The organism is Acidobacteriota bacterium (assembly GCA_039028635.1).
In the GTDB taxonomy this organism is placed as follows: domain Bacteria; phylum Acidobacteriota; class Thermoanaerobaculia; order Multivoradales; family JBCCEF01; genus JBCCEF01.
The window spans coordinates 39,330-63,152 of sequence record JBCCHV010000019.1 but is presented as its reverse complement, the minus strand read 5'-3'; the positions used below and the strand labels follow the sequence as shown (position 1 = coordinate 63,152).

15 protein-coding genes are annotated in these 23,823 nt (G+C 67.7%); 9 read left to right on the top strand and 6 right to left on the bottom strand.

What is annotated here, in order from left to right; genetic code table 11:
* Positions 1 to 137 precede the first annotated feature (137 nt).
* The 4 genes from AAF604_09880 (at position 138) to aceA (ending at position 6,993) form a co-directional block, all read left to right on the top strand.
* Positions 138 to 1,904, top strand: coding sequence for a hypothetical protein (locus AAF604_09880; protein ID MEM7049961.1), 1,767 nt, complete (start codon positions 138 to 140; stop codon positions 1,902 to 1,904).
* A gap of 165 nt (positions 1,905 to 2,069) precedes the next feature.
* Positions 2,070 to 3,788 carry a hypothetical protein gene (locus AAF604_09875; GenBank protein ID MEM7049960.1) on the top strand — a complete coding sequence of 573 codons (1,719 nt, stop codon included), beginning with the start codon at positions 2,070 to 2,072 and terminating at the stop codon, positions 3,786 to 3,788.
* A gap of 252 nt (positions 3,789 to 4,040) precedes the next feature.
* The gene (locus tag AAF604_09870; protein ID MEM7049959.1) at positions 4,041 to 5,642 is read left to right on the top strand and encodes a malate synthase A; all 1,602 of its coding nucleotides are present in this window, start codon (positions 4,041 to 4,043) and stop codon (positions 5,640 to 5,642) included.
* Between the two features lie 73 nt (positions 5,643 to 5,715).
* Positions 5,716 to 6,993, top strand: coding sequence for an isocitrate lyase (gene aceA / locus AAF604_09865; GenBank protein MEM7049958.1), 1,278 nt, complete (start codon positions 5,716 to 5,718; stop codon positions 6,991 to 6,993).
* 135 nt (positions 6,994 to 7,128) lie between these two features.
* Here the strand turns inward: aceA and AAF604_09860 are convergent, their stop codons facing one another.
* The 5 genes from AAF604_09860 to AAF604_09840 form a co-directional block, all read right to left on the bottom strand.
* Entirely contained in the window at positions 7,129 to 8,406 is a 1,278-nt protein-coding gene (locus AAF604_09860; GenBank protein ID MEM7049957.1) for a hypothetical protein, read from the bottom strand.
* A gap of 8 nt (positions 8,407 to 8,414) precedes the next feature.
* Positions 8,415 to 10,505 carry a hypothetical protein gene (locus AAF604_09855; GenBank protein MEM7049956.1) on the bottom strand — a complete coding sequence of 697 codons (2,091 nt, stop codon included), beginning with the start codon at positions 10,503 to 10,505 and terminating at the stop codon, positions 8,415 to 8,417.
* A 50-nt stretch (positions 10,506 to 10,555) separates the two neighbouring features.
* A complete protein-coding gene (locus tag AAF604_09850) occupies positions 10,556 to 11,761 on the bottom strand; it encodes a CARDB domain-containing protein (protein ID MEM7049955.1) in 1,206 nt (401 codons plus the stop codon).
* A 35-nt stretch (positions 11,762 to 11,796) separates the two neighbouring features.
* Complete coding sequence (locus tag AAF604_09845; GenBank protein ID MEM7049954.1) at positions 11,797 to 12,297, bottom strand: hypothetical protein; 501 nt, start codon at positions 12,295 to 12,297, stop codon at positions 11,797 to 11,799.
* A 181-nt stretch (positions 12,298 to 12,478) separates the two neighbouring features.
* A complete protein-coding gene (locus AAF604_09840) occupies positions 12,479 to 14,458 on the bottom strand; it encodes a winged helix-turn-helix domain-containing protein (protein MEM7049953.1) in 1,980 nt (659 codons plus the stop codon).
* A gap of 309 nt (positions 14,459 to 14,767) precedes the next feature.
* On the opposite strand from AAF604_09840, the gene acs reads away from it, so the two are divergent.
* Together acs and AAF604_09830 are read left to right on the top strand one after the other, a co-directional pair.
* A complete protein-coding gene (gene acs, locus AAF604_09835) occupies positions 14,768 to 16,711 on the top strand; it encodes an acetate--CoA ligase (GenBank protein ID MEM7049952.1) in 1,944 nt (647 codons plus the stop codon).
* A 43-nt stretch (positions 16,712 to 16,754) separates the two neighbouring features.
* Positions 16,755 to 17,402 (top strand): nitroreductase family protein, encoded by a 648-nt coding sequence (locus AAF604_09830; protein MEM7049951.1) that lies wholly within the window; start codon positions 16,755 to 16,757, stop codon positions 17,400 to 17,402.
* Between the two features lie 58 nt (positions 17,403 to 17,460).
* Here AAF604_09830 and AAF604_09825 read toward each other — a convergent pair whose 3' ends face one another.
* Positions 17,461 to 18,987, bottom strand: a complete 1,527-nt coding sequence (locus tag AAF604_09825) for a glycosyltransferase family 39 protein (protein MEM7049950.1) — start codon at positions 18,985 to 18,987, stop codon at positions 17,461 to 17,463.
* Between the two features lie 359 nt (positions 18,988 to 19,346).
* Here AAF604_09825 and AAF604_09820 point away from each other — a divergent pair, with 359 nt between their 5' ends.
* The 3 genes from AAF604_09820 to AAF604_09810 all read left to right on the top strand — a co-directional run bounded on the left by AAF604_09820 (position 19,347) and on the right by AAF604_09810 (position 23,805).
* Complete coding sequence (locus AAF604_09820) at positions 19,347 to 20,048, top strand: hypothetical protein (protein ID MEM7049949.1); 702 nt, start codon at positions 19,347 to 19,349, stop codon at positions 20,046 to 20,048.
* Positions 20,049 to 20,161: 113 nt separating this feature from the next.
* Positions 20,162 to 21,199 carry a hypothetical protein gene (locus tag AAF604_09815; protein MEM7049948.1) on the top strand — a complete coding sequence of 346 codons (1,038 nt, stop codon included), beginning with the start codon at positions 20,162 to 20,164 and terminating at the stop codon, positions 21,197 to 21,199.
* A gap of 65 nt (positions 21,200 to 21,264) precedes the next feature.
* Positions 21,265 to 23,805 carry an RTX toxin gene (locus AAF604_09810; GenBank protein MEM7049947.1) on the top strand — a complete coding sequence of 847 codons (2,541 nt, stop codon included), beginning with the start codon at positions 21,265 to 21,267 and terminating at the stop codon, positions 23,803 to 23,805.
* The last annotated feature ends 18 nt before the right edge of the window (positions 23,806 to 23,823 follow it).

The window sequence follows — 23,823 nt, the reverse complement described above, 5'->3', positions numbered from 1 at the left end:
AAGTGTGTCATCGGGGCTTGGAGGAGTTCTCGAGAGTATAGGCGTAACACCCGCCGAGTACGAGCGACGGTCCAGGAAAGAGCGTTGGAGCCCCTCGAGGGCCGTGCAGTCAACCCTATCTCGCCTGGGAGAATGCTATGTCTGGATGCTTGAAAAGTGCCTGCGGATTCTTGCTGGCGGCGGGTGCCCTGGGATTTGGCGGTTCCGCCGAGGGCGCCATTTTTCGCGTCGGCACCGGTGCCGGTTGCGATACGTCCTCGGTCCAGCAGGCGGTCGAATGGGCGAATGCTCCGGGCGAGCACGAAATTCGCCTGACGGAGAACGAGCTCGCTCGCGAGGATGTCCGAATCGACAACGACATCAACGCGGCTCGGTTGGTCTTGAGCGGTGGCTGGAACCGTTGCACCAGCTCGACGGCGTCCGGGGATACGGGGATCGCGGGGTTGCCCAACGGCAACACCTGGGGGCCGTTGCAAATCGCCAGATCCGATCTCGGTGCGCCGCAGCGCAGAGTGATTCTGCGCAACCTGTTCATCGTGGGCGAATGGCTCACCCTGACTCCCGGTGAGGAGCTGACCCGGGTCGCGGTGGATGTCCGGGGGGGCAGGGTCGAGCTCGAGTCGTCGATTATTTACCATGGATCACCGGGACTTCAGGCGCTCTTCGGGGCCAACGTCTTCGTTGACTCCGCCTCGACCATCTCGGAGAATTTTTCGCCGGACAATGATCAATTCCTCGGAGGGGGGATCTCCTGTGGCTCCCGTTCCGACGCGAACAGCGGTGAGAACACCGTGGTGCGAATTCGCGGTCGGGTGCAGCTCAATCGAGCGGTGAATGGAGCGGGCATCTTGGCCCGCCACGGCTGTACGGTCGTTCTGGAGCCGGGAGCCTTCGTCCATTCCAACGAAGCTAGCGGAAGTGGCGGTGGCCTCTATCTGGAGACCGGTGCCGATCTCTTTGCCGGCGGCGACTCTGTTTCGACGGTCAGGATCCACTCCAACCTGGCGGATTATGGCGGCGGGCTCTACCTGCGAAGCTCGGGAACGACGGCGCAAGCCTCGAACCTCGAGATCCACGGCAACGAGGCCCTCTTCGGCGGTGGCGGGGTGCTGGTGAATCAGAATGCCCTGTTGAGGCTCAACCGGTCGAGTGCGGTGAGCTGCCCCGACGCGCCGTACTGCAACACCTTGGTCGGCAATCGCTGCAATGCGCTCAATGGCAGTGCCCTGTACGTCGCCCCCGGGGGGCGTGCCGAGATTTCGCGCGCCTTCGTCAACCAAAACGTGGGTTCTCCTTCACCGGGGCCGGTGATTCGGGTCGAGGGAGCCTTCTCGCACCTGCGGCTCGAAGGGGTGGCGTTTTGGAACAACCGTGGCTCGGCGGTGCTGGAGGCGGTCCACGAGGCGACTGTCGAGGCCGGTTTCCTCTCGCTGGCGCGCAACGCCTGGTTGGTCAACGGCGGCGGTCAAACGCTCGCCTGGAGCTTTGCGGCGAGCTCGTCGAGCGGCGCGACAATCGACATCCAAGCCAGCATTCTGGAGGACACCCGGGGTTCTGCCGGTCCCGGCAACACCGGGTGGTGCCTGCTGATGGACGACGCCACCAATATGGTGGCGGGGGTTTCGGTGGTCGGGGCGGATCCGCGCTTCGTGGACCCCGACGACGGCAACCTGCACCTCGACTCGACCTCGCCGGCGATCGATTTCTGCAATGAGAACTTCTTTCCCGCCTGGACCGACATCGACCTGCAGCAGCGAGGCTACGACAGCGCCGGCAACATCAACGGCATCGGGACCTTCGACTTGGGATTCGACGAGTTCGTCGGTGCCGTGGGCAACCGCGAGATCTTCGAAGACGGCTTCGAATCCGGCGATTCCTCGGCTTGGTCAGCGGCGGTGGAGTAGTAGCGCCTCGGGTCCGGTAGACGAACCGAGGTAACGGCCGGAGGGCGAGGGCGACGGTCCCCGAAAAGGGCCACCGGCCCTTCGGCCGATGTCCAATCTCTCTAGGAGGCTGAATCGATGCTCACCTCAAGATCCTGCACCGTCTTCCGGAGGGTCGGTGCTCTGTTGGGTTTCTTCTTGACCGGGCTGGCCTGTGGTCCGATCGAAGCTGCAATCTATCGCGTTGGTATGGGCCCGGACTGCGATGCCACTTCGATCCAGAACGCCGTGAATCTGGCGAATTCCGTGGCCGGAGCTCATGAGATCCGTCTGACGGCGAACGAGCTCTTCCCGGAAGATGTGTTGATCAACGACGCTCAAAGCGATGATCTCTTGGTCATCAGTGGAGGCTGGTTGAGCTGTGGAGGAGATGCACGTCAACACCGGACTCTGGTCATAGGCAGTCGCAATGGAAATTTCTGGGGGCCCTTTGCGATCCTGAGCAACGGTGTCCAGCAGCGTCGGGTGATTCTGCGCGATCTGTTCATTGTCGGAGAAAACCCCAGCGACGATTCGACCCGTATCGCCGTGGACATTTCCGGTGCTCGCGTCGATCTGGAGAACGTCGAGATCTTTCACGGGGCGCCGGCGATGCGCGCGACCTTTGGGGCGACGATCTCGGTCGATTTCAGATCATTGATCGATGAGAACGTGGGCCCGGACAATGCGGACCAGTCGGGCGGCGGTATCTCCTGTGGCATTCTTTCCAGGGCAGGAACCGGTCATGGGGTTCACATCCAGATCAACGGTCGGGTACTGCGCAATCGGGCGGTCAACGGAGGGGGGATCTCGGCCAGCGAGGGGTGCACTATCGCATTAGGTCCCGGAGCGCTGGTGGCGCAAAACCGGGCCAGCGACAATGGCGGTGGAATCTTTTTGGCGACAGGGGCTGACCTATTCGCTGGAGGTGATGCAGTGGCGGCGACCAGGATTCAAGAAAACCTCGCCGACTTTGGCGGCGGTATCTACCTCCAGGGAGCCGGAACGACGGCGCAAGCCTCGAATCTCGAGATCCATGACAACGAGGCTCTGTTCGGTGGTGGCGGTGTGGCGGTGGTGGACGGGGCCGCTCTCAGGCTCAATCGATCGAGTTCCGTGGCATGTCCTGAGGCGCCCTTTTGCAACACGTTGGTCGGCAATCGCTGCGATGCCCTGAACGGCAGCGCGCTCTATGTCGACTCCGGGGGCCGGGCTGAATTGTCGCGAGGTTTTGTGAATGAAAACTATGGCAGCGGTTCTCCCGGACCGGTGATGCGCGCGAATGGACCTTCCTCTCGCATTCTGCTCGAAGGCATGGCATTTTGGAACAACCGTGGTTCGGCGGTTCTCGAGGCGGCCAACGGAGCGCAGGTCGAGGCCGGTTTCCTTTCGCTGGCGCGCAACGCCTGGTTGGTCAACGGCGGCGGTCAAACGCTCGCCTGGAGCTTTGCGGCGAGCTCGTCGAGCGGCGCGACAATCGACATCCAAGCCAGCATTCTGGAGGACACCCGGGGTTCTGAAGGTCCCGGCAACACCGGGTGGTGCCTGTTGATGGACGACGCCACTAACATGGTGGCGGGGGTTTCGGTGGTCGGCGCGGATCCGCGCTTCGTGGACCCCGACGGCGGCAACCTGCACCTCGACTCGACCTCTCCCGCGATCGATTTCTGCAACGAGAACTTCTTACCTACCTGGACCGACATCGACCTGCAGCAGCGAGGCTACGACAGCGCCGGCAACATCAATGGCATCGGGACCTTCGACTTGGGATTCGACGAGTTCATCGGTGCCGTGGGCAACCGCGAGATCTTCGACGATGGCTTCGAAACCGGCAACACCACGGCTTGGTCGGCCGCGGTGGAATAGGTCCAGCAGCGCAGGCGGTCGCAGCGTCCGGCTCACTCCCCGCCGAGGAGCCCCTCGAGGGTGGCTTTCTTGGGCTCTTGGCGCTGTTGCGCGTGGATCCGGCTCTTCGGCGAGGGCAGTGGTGTCGACCTCGTAGCCGTATCGCCCTTCGGAGCGTCCGAGGTCTCACGTCTTATTGCGGCATTTTGCCCTCTCTTGACGCGTTGCGGCGTTGCCGCTACGATGTTTTCATCGTCATGCGAGGAGGATGAAATGCCCGTTGAATCGATCCGAGAGGTCTCTTCCTTCGGCTGGGCCGCTGGAAGTCGCACTGCGGCAGCTGAGGAGATCTTGCCGCAGCCCGTCCAAGAGCTTCTGGTCCGCCTGCACCGTGCCCTCGAGGGCGAGCGCCGGGAGCTGCTGGCGGCCCGACGACGGCGCCAGCAGCGCTGGGACGGCGGCGCTCTGCCCGGCTTTGTCGACGATTTGCCGGCGGCCCGCGGCGAGTGGCAGATCGCTCCGCTGCCGGACGACCTGCTGCAGCGGCGGGTCGAGATCACCGGTCCGATCCACGATCCCAAGATGGTGATCAACATGCTCAGCCGGCAGGCCGATGGCGCTCGCGCCGACGCCGCCATGCTCGATTTCGAGGACTCCATGAAGCCGTGCTGGGCAAACGTCGTCCAGGGAGTCCAGAACCTCGACCGGGCGGTCGCGGGCACCTTGAGTCATGAGCGGCCGGCGACGGCGGAGCGGCCGGCCAAGGTCTATCGTCTGGAGCCTGCGGACCGTCCCTTGATCATGGTGCGCTGCCGCGGCCTGCATCTCGACGAAGACCATGTCGCGGTCGACGGCGAGGCGGTTTGCGCCGGCCTCTTCGACCTCGCCCTGGCGGTTTTCTGGACCGCCCGCGAGCTGCTCGAGCAGGGGCGGACGCCGAAGTACTACGTGCCGAAGGTCGAGCATCATCGCGAGGCCGCCTGGTGGCATCGCCTCTTCGGCCTCCTCGAGGAGTCCCTCGGGCTGGCGGCGGGCTGCCTGCGGGTGACCTTCCTCATCGAGACCCTGCCGGCGGCCTTCCAGGTCGAGGAGATCCTGTGGCAGCTGCGGGACCGCGCCGCCGGCCTCAACGTCGGCCGCTGGGACAAGATCTTCAGCGATATCAAGGTCTTGAAGGAGCATCCCGACCGGGTGCTGGCGGATCGCGCCGCGGTCACCATGGAAAGCCCCTGGATGAAGGCCTATGCCGACTACCTGGTGCACGTTTGCCACCGCCACGGTGCCTTCGCGATGGGTGGCATGGCGGCCTTCACGCCCGGACGCACGGCCGAGGAGCGCGAGCGCCAGACCGCCAAGGTGATGGCCGACAAGGGGGCCGAAGCGGCCCAGGGCCACGACGGCTGCTGGGTCTCCCATCCGTACTTCATCGCCCCCGCCCTGACCGCTTTCCCGCGCCGCCACCAGCTCGACGTGATGCCGGAGCTGTCGGCTCCGCCGGATCTGCTGCCGCGCGGCGGTGGCCCGCGCACCGTCACCGGCCTGCGCACCAATCTGCGGGTCGGCATCGCCTACCTCGAAGGCTGGCTACGGGACGTCGGCTGTGTCGCCTGGGATGGGCTGATGGAAGACCTCGCGACCCTCGAGATCTCGCGCGCTCAGGTCTGGCAGCAGCTGCGTCATCGGGTCGTCCTCGACGACGGGTCCGAGGTCACCGCGGACCTGGTGTCGCGCCTGTTCGACGACGAGCTGCGCCGCATCGAAGGCGAGCTGGGGGCTCCGGCGCCGTCCTTCGGCCAGGCCCGCGACGTCGCCCGTCGTCTGTTCTTGGAGGAGCGGTTTCGGCCGTTCCTCACCGCAGGTCCGGACCTCGCCTGAGGGCGGGACCGGTGATCGCTCGCTGTCGTTGCTAATCGTTGGGGATGGACTGACCGTCAAGGGGGATCGAACCATGGAAGACCGCGCCGTGGAAGGGCAGAACGAAAACCTCGAGGACTTCACCCGCTGGACCGCCGACCTGCGGCGTCCCTATTCGCCGGCCGAGGTCGAGGGGCTGCGCAACTCCTTCACGCTGGCCCATACGCTGGCCGATCGCGGTTCGCGGCGCCTGCGTCGGCTGCTGGAGCAGCGGGATTTCGTCCAGGCCCTGGGAGCCCTCACCGGCAATCAGGCGATGCAGCAGGTGAAGGCTGGCCTCGAGGCCATCTACCTGAGCGGTTGGCAGGTCGCCGCCGACGCCAACCTGGCGGGCCAGATGTATCCGGATCAGAGCCTCTACCCGTCGAACAGCGTTCCCGAGGTGGTGCGCAAGATCAACCGCACGCTGCTGCGGGCGGACCAGATTCACCATGCCGAGGGCGAGGACGGGCAGGAGTGGATGGCGCCCATCGTGGCCGACGCGGAGGCCGGCTTCGGCGGCTCGCTGCACGCCTTCGAGCTCACCAAGGCGCTGATCGAGGCCGGTGCCGCTGGCGTCCACTTCGAGGATCAGCTGGCCTCCGAGAAGAAGTGCGGTCATCTCGGCGGCAAGGTGCTGGTGCCGACGCGGCAGTTCGTCGACACGCTGGTGGCGGCGCGGCTGGCGGCCGACGTCTGTCGGGTGCCGACGGTGATCATCGCCCGCACCGATGCCGGCTCGGCCAAGCTGATGACCTCCGATGTCGACGATTACGACCGGCCTTATCTCACCGGCGAGCGCACCGTGGAAGGCTTCTTCCGCATCCGCGGCGGTCTCGAGACGGCGATTGCCCGCGGCCTGGCCTACGCTCCCTATGCCGATCTGCTGTGGTGCGAGACCTCGACCCCGGATCTCGACGAAGCGCGGCGCTTCGCCGAGGCCATCCACGCCGAGTTTCCGGGCAAGATGCTGGCCTACAACTGCTCGCCGTCCTTCAACTGGCGGGCCCATCTCGACGCCTTCACGATCCGCAAGTTCCAGGAGGAGCTGGGGGCGATGGGCTACAAGTTCCAGTTCGTCACCCTGGCCGGCTTCCACGCCCTCAACTACAGCATGTTCACGCTGGCGCGGGATTACCGCGAGCGCGGCATGCTGGCCTACTCGGAGCTGCAGGATCGCGAGTTCGCCAGCGAGGAGCAGGGCTACACGGCGACCCGTCACCAGCGCGAGGTCGGGACCGGCTACTTCGACCAGGTGCGCCAGGTGATCTCCGGTGGCCGGGCGACGACCGGAGCACTGGCCGGCTCGACGGAGGAGGCGCAGTTCGGATAGGCCGTTGAGTTCACCCCAGGGATGAACAAACGCCGTGCCGGTGAGAGGCACGGCGTTTGTTTTTTTGCCCGCGGCCGTTTCCCGCGGCGGGTTTCCGGGGACCCCTTGGCCGGGGACGGTCGGCTGCGCGACCTGTTACGGCGAATCGCTCTCCTCGGGGGCGGCAAGGCGCAGTCCACGCCAGTCCGTGCGGCCGAGCTCGCGGTCTTCCGGCAGCAGCGCCAGCACCCGCCAGCGCAGCTCCTTGTCGGCCGCCGCCGCGGCAACGAAGGTCGGCGCCTGGTAGCTGCCGATGCCCTGTTGCAGCAGGGCCGAGTGCAGCGCCCCGCCGGCGGCGGTTTCGATCTCGAGGCGGTAGACCACCGCATCGCGGGCGAGGTGCCAGCGGAAGATCAGCTCGGTGGCCGCGACCTCGGAGTCCTGCGGCGGAGCGATCAGCTCGAGGCCGTTGCCGGCGGAAGCGGCCCAGCCGGTCGGGGCGCTGCCCACGAAGTAGCGCAGCGCCGGCAGGGGAAAGCCGGCCACCGCACCGCTGTGGACCACCCCTTGGCCGGCCCCGGCGGCGGCCAGATTCGAGTCTCCTTCTTTATCGTCGCTCGCCTCGATGCGCAGCAGGACCTGGTGCAGGCCCTCGACTTCGGTCGGAAGGAGCTGTGGGTCCGGTCCTGGCAAGACCACCCGGCCGGTGGGCGGCAGGAACTCGTTGAAGCGGCCGATCTCCAGGTAGCGGCGCTGCAGGGGACGCTCCTCGATGGGCAGCGAGGCCTCCGTCAGCAGGTCGCGGCTGGTCGGCGGATCATCCCCCGGCAGCACCACTTCCCAGCGACCCTCGAGACGGCCGGTGCCGTTGTAGGAGATCTCCGCCTCGAGCTGCGGTGGCAGGTCGCCGGTCAACACCGAAACCACCGGCAGGTCGCTGGCGAAGCGCAGCTGGACGTCGAGCAGGGCGAGCGGCACCCGTGCGCCACCGCCGGCCAGGCGGCAGGTCACGAAGACGTACTCGTCCGGTCCGCCGACGGTTGAGACGAAGCGTCGGACGTAGAAGAAGGACGAGGTCTCGCCGGCGGCCGCCGCCTGGTAGGCGCGGCGCGCGACGGAGGGCGGAATCGACATGATGTCGGTGAAGGCGCTGCCGGCGAGGCGCGATTGGTCGAAGCGGATCGGCAGGCGCCCGAAGACGGTGGCCGGATCACAGCGCAGGCCGAGGTCCGGGGCGGCGGGGATCAGCTCGCCGCACCAAGTGGCCTCTACCGGTACCTGGTTTTGCAGATTGCCGAAGGTGATGAAGACGGTCGTTGCGCCCTGGCTCGACACGTTGACTCCGTTCGGGTCGCGCGAGATGTCCGCCACGCTGGGCGTGGCGACAACGAGAGCCAGGGTGCCGGCGAGGAGGAGGGCTTTGAAGTGTTGCATGGCGTCTCCTAGAACAGGCTCAGATTGATGCCGGCCCGCAGGGTCCAGGAATCCCGGTCCTCGAACAGGCTGAAGCGACGATCGACGGCCTCGTAGGCCTGGCTGGAAAAGCGTAGGAAGAGCTGACCGCCGATGCCGTGGTGCTCACCGCGGCGGTGCTCGAAGCGATAGGTGCCTTCGGCGTTGCCGGTGAAGCTCTCACTCTCGGCGCGGCCATCGGGCGCCAGGATCTCGCCGTCGTTGAGGGAGAGGCGCGCCGCGAAGGCCCAGCGCTCCGCGGGCCGCCAGGCGAGGTCGAGACCGATGCGCTGGTTCTCGGTCTCTTCGCCGGTGGCCTGGCTGTCGCTCGCCTCGAGACCGAGGGCGATTCCGAGGTCGATCTTCGGGTTGAGCGAGAACCAGCCGTTGACCTCCTGCACCCGGGTCTCGAAGTCGTTGCCCTGGCGGCCCGGCTGGCGGTTGTCCTGATCGCTGCCGTTGACCATCCAGCCGAGGCGCCAGCGGGCGCCGGACCACTCGAGGCCGAGATTGCGGTTGTCGGACACCTGATCCGGCACGTGGGAGGCGTTGAAGCCGCTGTCGACGGGAATGCCGTCGCCCCGTTGATGGGTGCGGTCGAAGGCGGCGCTGAGCATCGGCAGCCAGGGCGCCCTTTCGGCCGGCAGATCGGCCAGCGGCAGCGTCAGGGAAGCGGCATCGCGGTCGGTCCGGGTGGTGAGGATCGACGGGATATCGTCGAGGTTGTCGCGCGCTTCGCTGTGGCTGACGGACAGGGCCACCGGACCGAGGGTGCCGTTGAGGGTCGCCTGGTCGTGGCGCCGGTCGGCGAGGATGCCGAGGGCTCCGAGGCTGCGGTACTGCGGGTCGGTCTGCTCGTGGCGCAACTCGAGGGTGCCGCCGAGGCGATGGCGCGGGCCGACGGCGACGTCCCGCAGCAGGTCGACGGCGAGGCTCGCCGATCGCCCTTCGCGGGTCTCGGGCCGGACCGCCACTAGGTCGGCGCCTTGGGCGAGGGCCGGGTCCGCCGGATTGACGAACTCACTCTCGGCCCAGCGGCCGGTGAAGCGCAGGCGCCCGTCCCAGCCGCGCGCGTCGACGGCGAGACCGAGGCCGGAAGACTCCTCGCGGTCGTCGATCACCCCTTGATTGAAGCCCGGCAAGGGGCGTTTCGAGCCATCGAGGAAGGTGACGCCGAAGGTCAGGGCACCCGGCTGCGCGGGGCGAGCCTCGATCTCCAGGCGGCCGGCGACCAGTTGGTGGTCGCTTTCGGACAGGCCGAGGGGGTTGTCCCATCCCACCAGGCTGGAGCCGGCGAAGGCGCCGCCGGCGAAGCGCAGGGCTCGGCCCATCGGCAGCGAGACCGCGACGCCGCGGGTCGAGAAGCTGTCGATGAGCTGCGGATGGCGGCCCCAGGTCAGGTGTCCGACCTCGAGCGCCGTCCTGCCGCGCGCCAGGCGCAGGGCGTAGCTCGCGAGATCGGCGCGCGGCGCGTCCTCGCCCTCGCTGGCGAAGCGCAGCGCCCGCTGGCGGTCGGTGGTGGCCAGGACGTTGGCTCCGAAACGGAGGTTCCAGCCGTTGCGCACCAGCTGGCCCTGAAGGTCGATCTGGCCGCCGACATCGCGCAGACCGGTTTCGGCGCCGGCCTCGGCGTCGCCGCCGGAATCGAGCAGCCCTTCTGACTGCAGGTCGAGGCGCGGTGTCACCTGGCGTGACTCGAAGCCCCGCCGGGTGAGCACTTTCACCGGCAGGCGGGAGAGCTCCTGCCAGCTACCTTGGTCGGCGACCTGATAGAGCACCAGCTCGGACTCGCCGGCGGGCAGGACCGCGAGCTCCGGCCGGAAAGTCCAGGTCGTGCCGCGGCGCTGGAAGACATCGGTCACGTCGAGGTTGCCGAGGACCAGCGCAAGGCGCCCTTCGCCGAGCTGCGGCAGGCGTGAAAGCTCGAGGACGATGGGCTCGTCGGAGGGCAGCCAGGCGTCGCTCCAGCGGGCCGAAGCGGTGATCGGTGATGGCGTCTGAGCGGCGGTGGCGGTGGTCAGCCCGAGGGCGACCAGGAGCACCGCCAGGGGGCGTCCCAGCTTGAGATCGATGAGCATCATTTGGGCTCTCCGGGAGGGACCGGGGGCGAGGTTCTCGCCCCCGTCACCACTCACTGGAAGTTGACCTTCCGCTGCGGGCGGTGATTGCTGTTGTTGCTGTCGTTGAAGGGCGAGGAGTACTTGAGCTGGTAGCAGTGCCGGCCGGAGCGTGGCGCCCGTCGCTCGGTGAACACCACGGTCTGGCTTTGGCCGGGGGCCAGCTCTTGCACCATCTGGATGTTGCCGGAGCCGCCGATCAGGCTGCCGTAGCCGCTGCAGGTGTTGCCCTTGAAGCGGTTGAGGCGCACCTTGGCGGCTTTGCACTGGCCGCTGCCCTGGTTCTTGAACAGCACATTCCAGGAGATGGTGCCGCCGCCGGGCAGGTTCGAGCCGTTGGGTGCCGTGAACTGAGCGCTCAAGTCACAGCCGGCACCGCTGCCGCCCCCGCCGCCGGGCCGCACCGGCGAGGTGAAGGTGACCGTCTTCGAGGGCGAGTGGTTGCCGTTGTTGCCGTCGCTGAAGCCACCCTGATAGGTGAAGGCATAGGTGAAGGTGCCGCTGGTCGGATGGTTGGAATCGACCCAGGACACCTTCTTGGTGCGGCTGGCGGCGACGGTCGGAAGCTGGGAGCTGCCGACGGTGACGGCGGGGCCGGACGGGCTCGAGCCGGAGTAGCGCCGCAGCACCAGGGTCTTGGCCGGACAGCTCTCGCCGCCGCTGTTGGTGAACTTGGCGGTCAGCTTGGCGGGGTTGGAGGCCGGAAGGTTCGAGTAGGTCGGCCACGAGAACACCGCTGCCAGCTCGCAAGGCTCGGCCAGGGAGCAGCCGTTGGCGTTGTGATTGGTGTTGAAGATGTTGTTGTTCTCATTGGTCTCGTTGACCACCTCGGTGCCGTCCGCCACCACCTGGATGGTGTGCGCCCCGTCGTTGGTGAAGGCGCGCTGCTTGCCGGTGCCGTTGGGGGGATTGGGAGACGGTCCGGAAACCGTCATGGTGCGCGACTGGCCGGCGCCGATGGCGCTGAAGAAGACGTTCTTGCGCCAGACGTTCAGGTTCGGGGTGCCGGCCGGATAGACCACCACCGAGGCGGCGGTGATGGTGTTGTTGAGCTGATTGCCCTGGTTGCGCATGGTGACCTGGATGCGACCGCAGTCGAGCACCTGGACGTTGTTGATGACGAGGTCTGGCTGGGCGGCCGCGGGCGGCGCCGCGGCGCTCATCGCGACCAGGGCCGTGAGGGCCGTGGCGAGGACGAAGATGCGGTGAAAAGGCTTCATGGTGGTTCCTTTCTCTTGTCTATGGGGTCTCTGGTCTATAGATCTGGGGTCGATGGGTGGCGGTCTGCGCCGGTCGCGATGGCGACCGGGCGGCACAGCCGGTTGTCGTCGGGATGGGGATCCCGGGGATCTTCGATTTCGAGGGTCTGGAGCCGGACCACGATGCACACCTCGCGCACGCCGCGGGCGAGGGGCAGATCGAGACGTCGCGCCACCTCTTGGCCCGGCCGCGGTCCCGGTCGCAGGCGCTTGCTGGCTCCGACCGGTCCGAGCTGGGTGAAGGCTTCGATCACCACTCCGTGGGCCGCCTGTCCGCCGACGTTGCGCAGCACATAGGGCAGGGTGACGACCTCGCCCGGGCGACCTTGGACGGCCGGTGCGCGGCGTGAGGTGCGGTCGCCGAGGCGCCACTCGAGGCGCAGGTCCGGCGGCGGGTTGCCGTCGGCGATCGCCACCGGGATGATCGCGAGGGCGAGGGTCAGAGCGCTGGTGAGGGCTCCGGCCAGGTGGGCGGTGAAAGACCTCCGTCGAGGCATTGCGGGCTCCGTGGTCAGTCGCCGGGCGGGATTGCCGCGACGACGAGACGGAGCCTAGGCAGCCCTCGGTGAGCGCGCTTGAGGGCGCCGTGACGGGCTCGTGAGCGAACCCTCAGGAGGTTCTGATGAAGATCTCAGGGAGTTACGGAAGGCCCGCGGGACGGGCGATTTCGGGGATTCTTCAGGGAGCTGGAATCAGGCTGGATCCGGCTCCCGTGGCCTCGACGAAGCGCGCCCGGCGCTCTTCAGCCCGCTGCACCGCGAGGCGAAAGGCGTCGTTTCCGGTGAGATTCGTCAACAGCGGGTCGGAGGCCATACACGGCGAGCAGAAGAAGCCCTGATCGACGGCCAGCTCGAGCTGCTCGACGGCGCCGCGCTGGTCGCCGGCGGCGGCGAGGAGCTGGGCCTCTTTGAAGGTCAGCTCGCCGCCCGCCGCCGCCAGCGTGCGGCGCTGATGCACCACCTGGCGGACGATGTCGCCGGCCGCGTCGCGGTCCCCTTCGAGGAGGGCGAGAAGGCTGGAGGAGTAGCGCGCGAAGAGGTCGTTGGGATTCAGCCGGAAGGCCGGCTCGAGCAGCTCCCGCGCCACCTGAGGGCGATTTCGCAGTCTCTCCGTGAGGCCGCGGTAGAACAGATTGTAGGGACTGTCGAGGCCGGGCAGGTAGGCCAGGAAGGTGTCGTACTCACCGCGATAGAGCAAGGTGAGGGGCACCTCGCCGAGCTCCTCGAAGACCAGAGGATCGAGCTCGAGGGCGTCCCGGACGTGGTTGGCCGCCAGGTCGAGAAGGCCGGCGTGGCGCAGCACGTAGGCACGCGCGACGAGGGTCTGAGGGGAACGTCGCACGGAGCTCCCTTGGAGCCGCTGCCAGGCTTCTTCGGTTCGCCCCAGGTCGGTCAGCACACAGGTCTGGAGGAAGAGGGCGTGGCTCATCTCCGGGGACACCTCGAGCGCGCGCTCGGCGGCGGCCAAGGCCTGGAGGGCGAACTCCGCCTCCCGGCCGCAGGACCAGAGCTGACTGTAGTGGGCGAAGCCCAGGGCCAGCCAGGCGAGGCCGAAGTTGGGGTCGCGCTCGATCGATCGGTCGAGCAGGTTGACCACCCATTCGCGATCACCGCAGGTCAGGTCGAGGAGGCGGGAGCGGGCTTCGAGGTAGAGGCGGAAGGCCTCGGGGTCGCTCGGCGAGCTGCCGTCACCGGTGGTGAAGGAGAAGGCGCCGCCGAGCTGCTCGATGACGTTGGCGGCGATCGCTTCCCGCACCCGGGTGAAGAAGGCGAGATCGGCATCGTCTTCGAGGTGGGGGAGATCGTAACCCCCGAGGGTCAGGGTCTGGACCCCGCGCTGCGGGTCCACCCGGTAGAGCTCGACGGTCAGGCGCGCTCGCGGCTCGGCACCGATCGGCGCCAGGCGGCCGGTGACGGCGGCCTCGGCTCCGAGGTCGCGCAGGTAGGCGGCGATACTCTCGCTGGAGAGCTCACGACCGCCGCCGTAGTCGGGCATCGGAACGTGCAGCCCCGGCTGGGCCGAAAGGCGGGCCCACAGCAGGTCCGTCATCGACAGCGAGAGCAGATCGCGGTTGGCGTCGTCGGTGGTGGTGGTGAAGGGCAACAGGGCCAGACGAGTCGTCCGATCGCGCTCGGGTTCGGGTGCCGAATCGGCTCGCGAGGTGGCCGTGCCGGGATCCCGCAGGAGCTGCGCGGCCGCCAGCCCGACGAGCAGCGAGAGCGCACCGATTCCGGCCCAGAGCGTCCACCGGGGACGGCCGCTGGGCCGCGATGAGGGCAGCGCTTCGGGCCTGGCCGGGGGTGGCGTTTCGTCTGCCTCCGGCGTCGGGCTCGGGTTGGCATCGCCGACGCCCTCTCGAACCTCGCCGACGAAGCGGTAACCGCGGCCGTGGACGGTGGCCAGGTAGCGCGGCTGCTTGGAGTCGTCGCCGAGGGCGCTGCGCAGCTCATAGACGGCGCGGGTGAGCACCGAGTCGGTGACCGCCTGCCCTTGCCAGACCTCGGCGAAGAGCTCGTCCTTGGCGATCACCCGCGAGCGGTGCTCGAGGAGATAAACCAGCAGATCGAAGACTCGCGGTTCGAGCCGTACCGCTTCCCCCTGACGGGTCAGCCGATAGGCGGCGCGGTCGATCTCGAATTCGGCGAAGCGATAGATCACGGCAATCTCTGGGGTCAGGCTATCCGGTCGTGAAATTCCTGGCAAGCCTTCCGGCGCTCCCTGCTGGATAGCGTAAGGCTCATAGATTCAATCACTTTAAGGGTTGTTCGAGGAGGCTCTGAAGGGCTCGGCGAGATCTCCCGGGAAGGCCGTCGAAGGCGCCCTTCGCCGGTCAAGGGCTCGCCGCCGGGCCGGTCCGTTACAGGTAACGACCAGGCCTCGAAGGCGCCACCCCTTGACGGCCGCGACCCTCCTGCGGTTCGATGGGCGGGTTCGAGCCCGACTGATCGATCTCGGAGGAGGAAGCCCATGATTCCGGTGAAGCCTGCGATCGCCAAGAATGCCCACGTGCCGTCCCTGGAGGAGTATCGCCGTCTGTACCGCGAGTCGTTGGACGATCCCGAGGGCTTCTGGAAACGGCAGGCGGAGCGTCTCGAGTGGTTCCAGGAGCCGCGCCGGGCGGGTACCTGGGACTATCACGAGGTCGATATCTCCTGGTATGCCGGAGGTCGCCTCAACGTCGCCTGGAACTGTGTCGACCGCCATGCCGCCCGGCAGCCGGAGAAGACGGCGATCATCTGGGCTCGCGACGAGGCCGGCGAGTACGAGCACATCTCCTACGCCCGGCTACAGCGTGAGGTCGGGCGCATGGCCAATGTGCTCAAGGCCCACGGCGTTCGCCGCGGCGACCGCGTCTGCATCTACCTGCCGATGATTCCGGAGCTCGCCTACACCATGCTGGCCTGCGCCCGCATCGGGGCGGTGCACTCGATCGTCTTCGCCGGATTTTCGGCGGAGGCGCTGCGCGAGCGCATCGAAGACGCCGGTTGCCGTCTGGTGGTGACCGCCAACCAGGGGCTGCGGGGCGGCAAGACCATTCCCCTCAAAGAGACCACCGATGAAGCCGTTCGCGGCCTCGCCATCGACGCCGTCCTGGTGGCCCGGCGGACCGCCCACCAGCCGGCGATGGAGGCCGGTCGCGATCACTGGCTGGACGACGAGCTGGCGCGCCAGCGGCCGGTTTGTCCGGCCGAGTGGATGGACGCCGAGTCGCCGCTCTTCATCCTCTACACCTCGGGCTCGACGGGCAAGCCGAAGGGCGTGATGCACACCACCGGTGGCTATCTGGTCTATGCCGCCTTGACTCACGAGATGGTGTTCGATGTCGGGCCGGACGATGTCTACGCCTGCGTCGCCGACATCGGTTGGATCACCGGCCACAGCTACATCATTTACGGGCCGCTGGCCAATGGCGCGACGACGGTGATGTTCGAGTCGACGCCGCTCTATCCCGATGCCGGCCGTTACTGGCGGCTGGTCGACGATCTCGGAGTCACCGTCTTCTACACCGCGCCGACGGCGATACGCGCTATCGCCCGTGAGGGCGACGAGTGGGTGAGTCGCTCTCGGCGTGACTCGCTGCGCGTTCTCGGCACCGTCGGCGAGCCGATCAATCCGGAGGTTTGGCAGTGGTACCACGATGTCGTCGGCGGCGGCCGCTGCGCCATCGTCGATACCTGGTGGCAAACCGAAACCGGCGGCATTTTGATCACGCCTTTGCCGGGAGCGACGCCGGCCAAGCCGGGCTCGGCGACCTTGCCCTTCTTCGGCGTCGAGCCGGTGCTGGTGGACGATGACGGGGCCGTCATCGCCGGCGACGACGTGCGTGGAAACCTATGCATGGCGCGTTCCTGGCCGGGCCAGGCGCGCACCCTCTACGGCGACCATGAGCGCTTCCGGGAGACCTACTTCAGCCAGTACCCAGGGCTCTACTTCACCGGCGATGGCTGCCATCGCGATGCCGATGGCTACTACTGGATCACCGGCCGTGTCGACGACGTCCTCAACGTCAGCGGGCACCGTCTCGGTACCGCCGAGGTGGAGAGCGCGCTGGTGGCCCACGACGCCGTCGCCGAGGCGGCGGTGGTGGGTTATCCTCATGAAATCAAAGGGACCGGCATCTTCGCCTATGTGCTGATCACGCCGGACTACCACGAGACCGATCCGGAAGAGCTGATCGGCATGCTCAAGGAACAGGTGCGGCACGCCATCGGGCCGATCGCCCGTCCAGACCGCATTCAGCTCGCGCCGGGCCTTCCGAAGACACGATCCGGCAAAATCATGCGCCGCATTTTGCGCAATATCGCTGCCGGCAACTACGACGATCTCGGCGATATTTCGACCCTCGCCGACCCGGCGGTGGTGGAGAAGCTGGTGGCGGCCCACCGGGGCGACGGATCGCCGACCGCGTGAGGACTTCAAATTGGCAGATCAATCATTAACCGATCCGCAAGCTGTGGCGGCCGCCATCCGTGGCCGCAAGACTTTCAAAGTGATGGGCAGTGCGGACGATGCCGCGGCCTTCTCGCCGGCGGCGGTGGAGACCAACCGGCAGCGAGTTCTCGAGTCCCTGCGTGTCGCCGGCTGGGCTCCGTTCCACTTCTTCCGCGGCGATGGCGGCCTCGCCGAGCCGTGGCGGGCCCACGTCCTGTGGCATCCGGAATGCCAGCGCTTGGCCGGGAAGATGCGCGACTGGTTCCCGGAGATGACGCCGTCCAACAAGCTGCCCAACATGATGTACGCCTGCGGGGCGCTGGTCGTGGTGACCTGGGTGCCGCAGTTCTACCACCTCGAAGAACGCAAGGACAGTCAGGTGACGACCGACGAGGAGCACCTGGCGGCGAGCTCGGCGATGGTCCAGAACCTGCTTCTCATGCTGACCGCCCACGGCATGGGGACCTACTGGTCGAGCGGCGGTCAGCTGCGCTCGCCGGAAGCCTTCGAGCGTCTGGGGATCCCGCCCAAGGAGCGCTTGCTGGCGGCCGTCTTCGTCGAGTTTCCGGAGACCCTCGGCGAAGCTCGCGAGCGCATCGCCGGGCGCCATCGCGAGCGGCGCTCGGATCGCTGGATTCGAGAAGTGGCGGAGCTCACCGAGCCCGATTGACGGCGGCCGGCGTGCCCCTGGGTTCGGCCCTCGCTGCACACGCCCTCGCCGGCGCAGCTCAGTCGAAGTGCTTGACGGACCGCCAGACGTCGTCGACCGGGGCGCGCAGGCCGCGAGCGACGAAGATCGGCCGTTGGTTTTCGGACGGCAGGCAGTGGCCGCAGTCGACCACCGCGGCGAGCTCGACGGAGCGATAGCTCTCCGCCAGCTCGTCGCGCTCGCCGCCGACCACCAGCACCACCTCGCCGCTGGCCTCGCCGGGGCCCCAGAGCCAGTAGTTGTTGTGTCCGCTGATCACCGGCGGGCCGAGGTCGCCGCCCAACACCTCGATGGCGCCGGCGACCCCGTAGTTGGGCGCGAAGGCGGCGGCCTGTCGGCGCTCGGCCTCCGGAAGATTGCGATAGACCTCGACCACGGCGTCGGCGATCCTCTGCCAGCCGTGCATGTCGGCATAGAACTGCGGCAGGGCGGCGAGCTCGCGGCGCTCCGAGGTCGAAGGCTCGACTCCCAGCCGCTGGGCGTGGGTGATGTAGTCGTCGACGGCCAGGAGAGGCATGCCGAAGGGCGCGACGAGGGCGGCAGCGGCGACGACGATCACCGCCACTCCAGCCCGCAGCCACCGACCGAGCCTGCCGCTGGTGAGGTTCTCCAAAGCGACGGCTCCGGCGGCGAGCAGGAAGCCGTAGGCGGGAGCCAGGTAGCTCGGCCTGGAGCTGCCGCTGGCGGCGAGGATCACGAACACCGTCAAGTAAATCCAGCCAAGGCTTCGGAAGGGTTTACCGCGGCGGCTGAGGAGTAGCCAGGCCAGGCCCCCCAGCCAGAGGGGTGCGATGAAAAAGCTCATCATCTCGACCTGGCCGAGCAAGAAGTCCAGCGGGGCGACCCTGACCATCTTTTCGCCGGTGGCATTGGCGATGAACTCGAGGGTCGGCCAGCCGTGCCCGATCTGCCACAGGACGTGGGGGAGAAAGATCGCCCCGGCAACGGCGCCGCCGAGCCACGGCCAGGGCTGGCGCAGGTCGCGGCGCAAGGGGGTGGCGAGAATGGCGACGAGGAGACCGGCGCCGAGCCAAAGGACGCTGATCTTGTTGAGCAGACCGAGGCCGCAGAGGACGCCGAGGCCCAACCAGGTGGCTCGCGGACCGGCCTGGGGACGACGCAACAGCCAGCACCCGGCGGCGGCCCAGACCAGCAGATCGAGGGCGTTCATCGAGTAGTAGTGGTGCAGGGCCAGCATCACCGGAGCGGTGCCGGCAGCGGTCATGGCGAGGATCTGGGCGAAGGAGCGTCCGCCGAGCTGGCGGGTGATCAGGCCGACCAACAGCACGGTGAGGGCTCCGGCGAGGGCCGGCGCCAGGCGCATCGCCAGCAGCGACTCGCCGAAGAGCCCCCGCCAGGCGGCGAGCAGGGCGATCGAGAGGGGCGGATGATCGACGTAGCCGAGGTCGAGGCGCTGACTGCAGGCGACGTAGTAGAGCTCGTCGCGGAAGATGCCGTAGCCGCGAAAGGTCAGGGCATGGAGCAGGAGCTTGAGGCCGGGAATCAACACCAGCGGCCAAGAAAGGGCCCGATTGGGAGCGGTCATGATCCCTCCAACGTCGTGCACAGGGGCGAAGACTTGGTCGCTGCGGAGTGGGCGCCTCGAGCAGCAGGAAGGTGGTGAGTAGATCGGGTCAGCCGACAGGAGGGGGCACGACGAGATTTTGCCATGGCTTCTCCAACGCGCCGGCGAGGACGAAGTTTCGACACTCCATCGAAGCGAGGCCTACCGCCAGGTTGCTCCGCGGAACCATGGACCGAGTCGGTCATCCGTTTTTGTTTTATTTCGAAGTAGTGTATGGTCTGATCGCTGATTCGGTTTCTTCTCTGTATCTCTCCAGCAGGCAGTGGGTCCGGTACGCACCGTTCTTCGGTAGCAGGAACGACCAGAATGGAGGGATATCTATGCAAAATCTCGCAGCCCGGCGGCGCTCGACGCCGCTCATCATCATCATGCTTCTGGCCTGCGCGCCGATCGGCTCTGCCGGTGCCCAGAGCGATGGCCTGTTCGTCGACGGCGCCGGCGCGGTAGGCGTCGGAACGGAGACTCCGACCACTCCGCTTCACGTCTTGCGCGATGACGGCAGCGCTCGGATCCTGGTCGAGGAGGCGGCGACGACCACCGCTATCCGCGACCTGTTCGAGCTTCGCAACCGCGGCCGCACGGAGTTTCGGATCACCGACACCGCGCCCGGCGCCCGCTCCTGGACCTTCAGCAATGCCCTGGCGGGCAACGGCTTCATCATCACCGCCGCCGCCTCTGGGGTCAACGAGATGCGGCTGATGGCCGGCGGCAACGTGATCTTCGCCGGCAACATCACCGCCCAGCAGCCGGGGAGCTCGATTCCGGACTACGTCTTCGACGCCGAGTACGAGCTGCGGCCGCTGGCGGAGGTCGAAGCCTTCGTTCGCCGCCATCGCCACCTGCCCGGCGTGCCGTCGGCGCAGGACATCTCGGCGCAGGGCCTCGACATGACCACGATGCAGCTCAAGCTGCTCGAGAAGGTCGAGGAGCTCACCCTCTACGCCATCCAGCAGCAGCATCTGCTCGAGCGACAGCAGGAGCAGATTCGCCAGCTGACCACCCGCCTCGAAGGCGCGCCGTGAGGCGCCGCTCAGGGGCGGCCCCGCAGGGGCCAGGGGAGCGCGCCGGCGCGCCGGTGGCTCGCCGGGCCGGTCGGTGGCGCCGGAGGGTGACGCTCGTCGTCGTCGGATGGGCCTTGGCGTGGAGCTCTGCGGCCACTCAGGAGGCCTTCGAGCTCACCCTCGGTGTGGTGGTGGATCCGGCGGACGGGGCGCTCTACGCCATGCGCCCGGAGGGCGGACTGGAAAAGATCTCGCTGGCGTCCGGCAGTGTCCTCTGGACCAGTGACGAGGCGGACCAGCCGGTAGCGCTCGACGGCGACCGGCTGGTGGCTCAAGTGATTCGTCCGGGCGCCCTGTCGCGCTTGCATGTCGTCTTGCTCGATGCGGCCGCCGGCCGGCTCGAGGAGTCGTTCTCGGTGACCCTGCCGGCGGGGGTGCGGGCGACCCTGGACGAGGCGATCGGTCGTCGTTTCGAGCTCACCAGCCGGCGCTCTACGGGGAAGCTCGAGCTCGTCTGGACTCAGACCGAACGCTACGCCCAAGGGGTCGCGCCGGGCGCCGGCGCACCGCCGGAGACGCTCCGCCGCGGCGCCCTGCAGTGGGATCGACAGGCCGGTGAGCTGGTCGCCGTCGAGAACGCTCCGCCGGCGCCGGCCTGGCCGCCCTCGGTTGAAGCCTGGCGTGCCGCTGGTCGCTCCGCCGTGGGGCCGGTGGCGGCGGGAGTGGTGATCGCGGCAACCGAGGTGGTCGGCGGCCAGACCGCGCCGGACAGCAGGATCATCCTCAAGCGCTGGCAGCGATCCGGCGGCGAGCCGCTGCCGGATCACGAGCTCTTTCGCGGCCCCCACTTGCTGCAATTTCCCTCGGCGGACGGCCGCCATCTGCTGGTTACCCAGCGGCACGCCCGGGGGGAGGCGGAGGAGTACGAGTGGTCGCTGTTGTCCCTCGAAACCGGAGAGTCGGTGGGGCGCCTACGGCACCGCCAGGCGCATTCCCCATTCTTCGTCGACGACGATCATGTCGTCCTGATCGAGCGGCCCTTCGGTCGCCGCTCGGGAGAAGAGTGGGAGGAATCGCCACGGCGCCTGCACGCGATCGTCCTCGGCAGCGGCAGCTCGGTGTGGGAACGGACCCTCCGGTCCACGCAGCTGCGTGGACCGATGCCGCCATGAGCGCTCCCAGCGGTCCTGGTCGGAGCTGCAGAAACTCGCATCGAGAAACTGGCGCTGGAGGGAGAATGAAAAATACCGCTCGCAATCACCACCGGATCGTCGTCGCGATCCTCTGCTTCGCAGCCGCCTTTAGTGTGGAGGCTCAAGGACAGCTGGTCTGGGAGGCCAAGGGCCCGGCGCCGCTCCTTCTCGGCTCGGTGGAGAACATTTCCGCCGGACCGGTGGCGGGCGCCCTCGAGGCGGTGGTGGCGCATCCCACGAATCCCGACATCTTGTGGGTCGGATCAGTCAACGGAGGCGTCTTCCGCACCCTCGATGCCACCGCTTCGATTCCGATCTGGACCGCCCAGACGGACCACCTGCGGTCCCTCTCGATCGCCGCCCTGGAGCTCGATCCCACCGACGGCAGCCATCAGACACTGGTGGCGGGGATCGGCCACACCAGTGCCTACGGTGGCATCGGCGGCGCGCTGGAGGGGGTGATGAGGACCACCGACGGTGGGGTCTCCTGGACTCTCCTGCCGTCGGCAAATCTCGTCGGACTCGACCTGCGGGGGGTGGCCCCCCGGGGCTCGACTCTGGTGGCGGCGGTCCGGGGACCGTTCTCGAGCTGCTCGTCTCTGGGGATCTTTCGCAGTACCGATTCGGGGAGTACCTTCATCCGGCTGTCTCACAACCTCTTCGGCGGCCTCAGCGCCGCGGGGCTGCCGTGCGGCTTCGCCTTCGACCTGGCCCAGGATCCCACCCTGAGTACGCGACTGTACGTCCCTTCGACCGGCCTCGGCCTGGCGGAGGACGGTCTCTACCGCAGCAGCGATACCGGGGCGACCTGGACCCAGGTCGGCGCCGGCTCGGTGATGGACATGGCGCTAGAAGCCACGCCGGCGGTGGTGCAGGTGGTGGCCGGCCGCGGTGGTGGAAACCTCTTCGTGGCGACCTGCGCCAGCGGCCGCCTGTCGGGACTGTTCCACTCGCCCGATGGCGGGACGAACTGGTCCAGCCTCGACCTGCCGCAGACTACCGAGCTGTTCGGCGCCGTCTATGGAGTTCACCCGGGGGGGCAGTGCAACCCCCATCTCTCGCTGGTCGCCGATCCGCTGGACCACTCGGTGGTCTATGTCGGCGGCGACCGTCAGCCTGCCGCCAACGAGGCGCTCCAAGGCAATGCCTTCCCGAACTCGATCGGCGCCAGCGGCTTCGTCGGTCGTCTGTTCAGGGTCGACGCGGATCTGGCGCCGGGCAGCCAGGCGCGCCCGATCACCCATTGCGCACCGCCTCTGCCGGCGGCCTGTGGCGGTCAGGCGAGCACCGCATCGGACAGCGCTCCCCACGCCGACTCGCGGGAGATGGTGTTCGACGCCAACGGTGACCTGATCGAGGTCGACGACGGCGGTGTCTATCGCCACACGGATCCCCTCGGTGGCGCTGGCGACTGGCAGTCGGTGGTCGGCAACCTGGCGGCCATCGAGCAGCACGACAGCGCCTACGACTCGCTCAGTAACATCATCATCTCCGGCAACCAGGACAACGGCAGCGGTGAGCAACTGCTGCCGGCGAGCTCGGTGTGGGCCACGGTGCGGGGAGGGGACGGGGGAGACGTGGTGGTGGCGCCCGGCGATCCCCTGGCGAGCCAGTCGACCCGCTACGCCAGCGCCCAGAACCTGCAATCCCTGACCCGCCGCATCTATGATGCCGCCAACGTCCTGGTGACGGCGATGGAGCCGACCCTGACGCCGATCGGCGGCTCGCCGGCGATCGCGCCGCAGTTCAAGACCCCGTTGGCGGTGAATGCGCTGGACCCCACTCGGCTGATCGCGGGGGGTGCCAACGGCGTCTACGAGAGCCTGACCCGCCTCGACACCATCAACCGCATCTCGACCGCCAGGATCACCTCGTTCACTGGCGGAAGCCCGATTGCCTACGGTCGGCCGGGCAATGCGGAGCTGCTTTACTTTGGAACCGCCACGCAGGTCTGCCAGCGCATCGGTGCGCCGGGCGCCGCCGTCTCCTGCACCACCCTGACGGCCGACTTCCGTGGCATCACCGCGGTGGTGCTCGATCCGGACAGCGACACGGTGGCCTTTGCCGTCGACGTCGCCAACGTCTTCCGCACCAACAATGCCGGATCCACCTGGAGCGCCGTCACCGGCGATCTGTTCACCGCTCCGGGCAACAACGCCGGAAATATCAACTTCGCCGAGTACGTCAACGGTCCCGGCGGCGACCTGCTGGTGGTGGGCACCGACACCGGCGTCTACGCCGCCAGCGAGGGCGCGGGCTTCTCGACCTGGACGCCGCTGGGAATCAGCTTGCCGAACGCCCCGGTCTACGAGCTCGACTACGATCCCGCCGACGATGTGCTGCTGGCGGGAACCCTGGGGCGAGGCGCCTGGCTTCTGGACTTTGGCGGCTGCCCGGCAAACGCGGTGATCGCCAACACCACCCTGAGCGCTGCCGCGACCTTCACCGCAAGCAACTCGATCACCCTCGGTCCGGGACTGGAGATCGATGGGGCGGGGGTCCACATGGTGTCGCCGGCTACCGCCCTGGGGCCCGGGACTGCGGTCACCAACACCTTCTCGGCGACCCCTGGCACCTGCCCGTGAGCTCGGCTAGATAAAGAT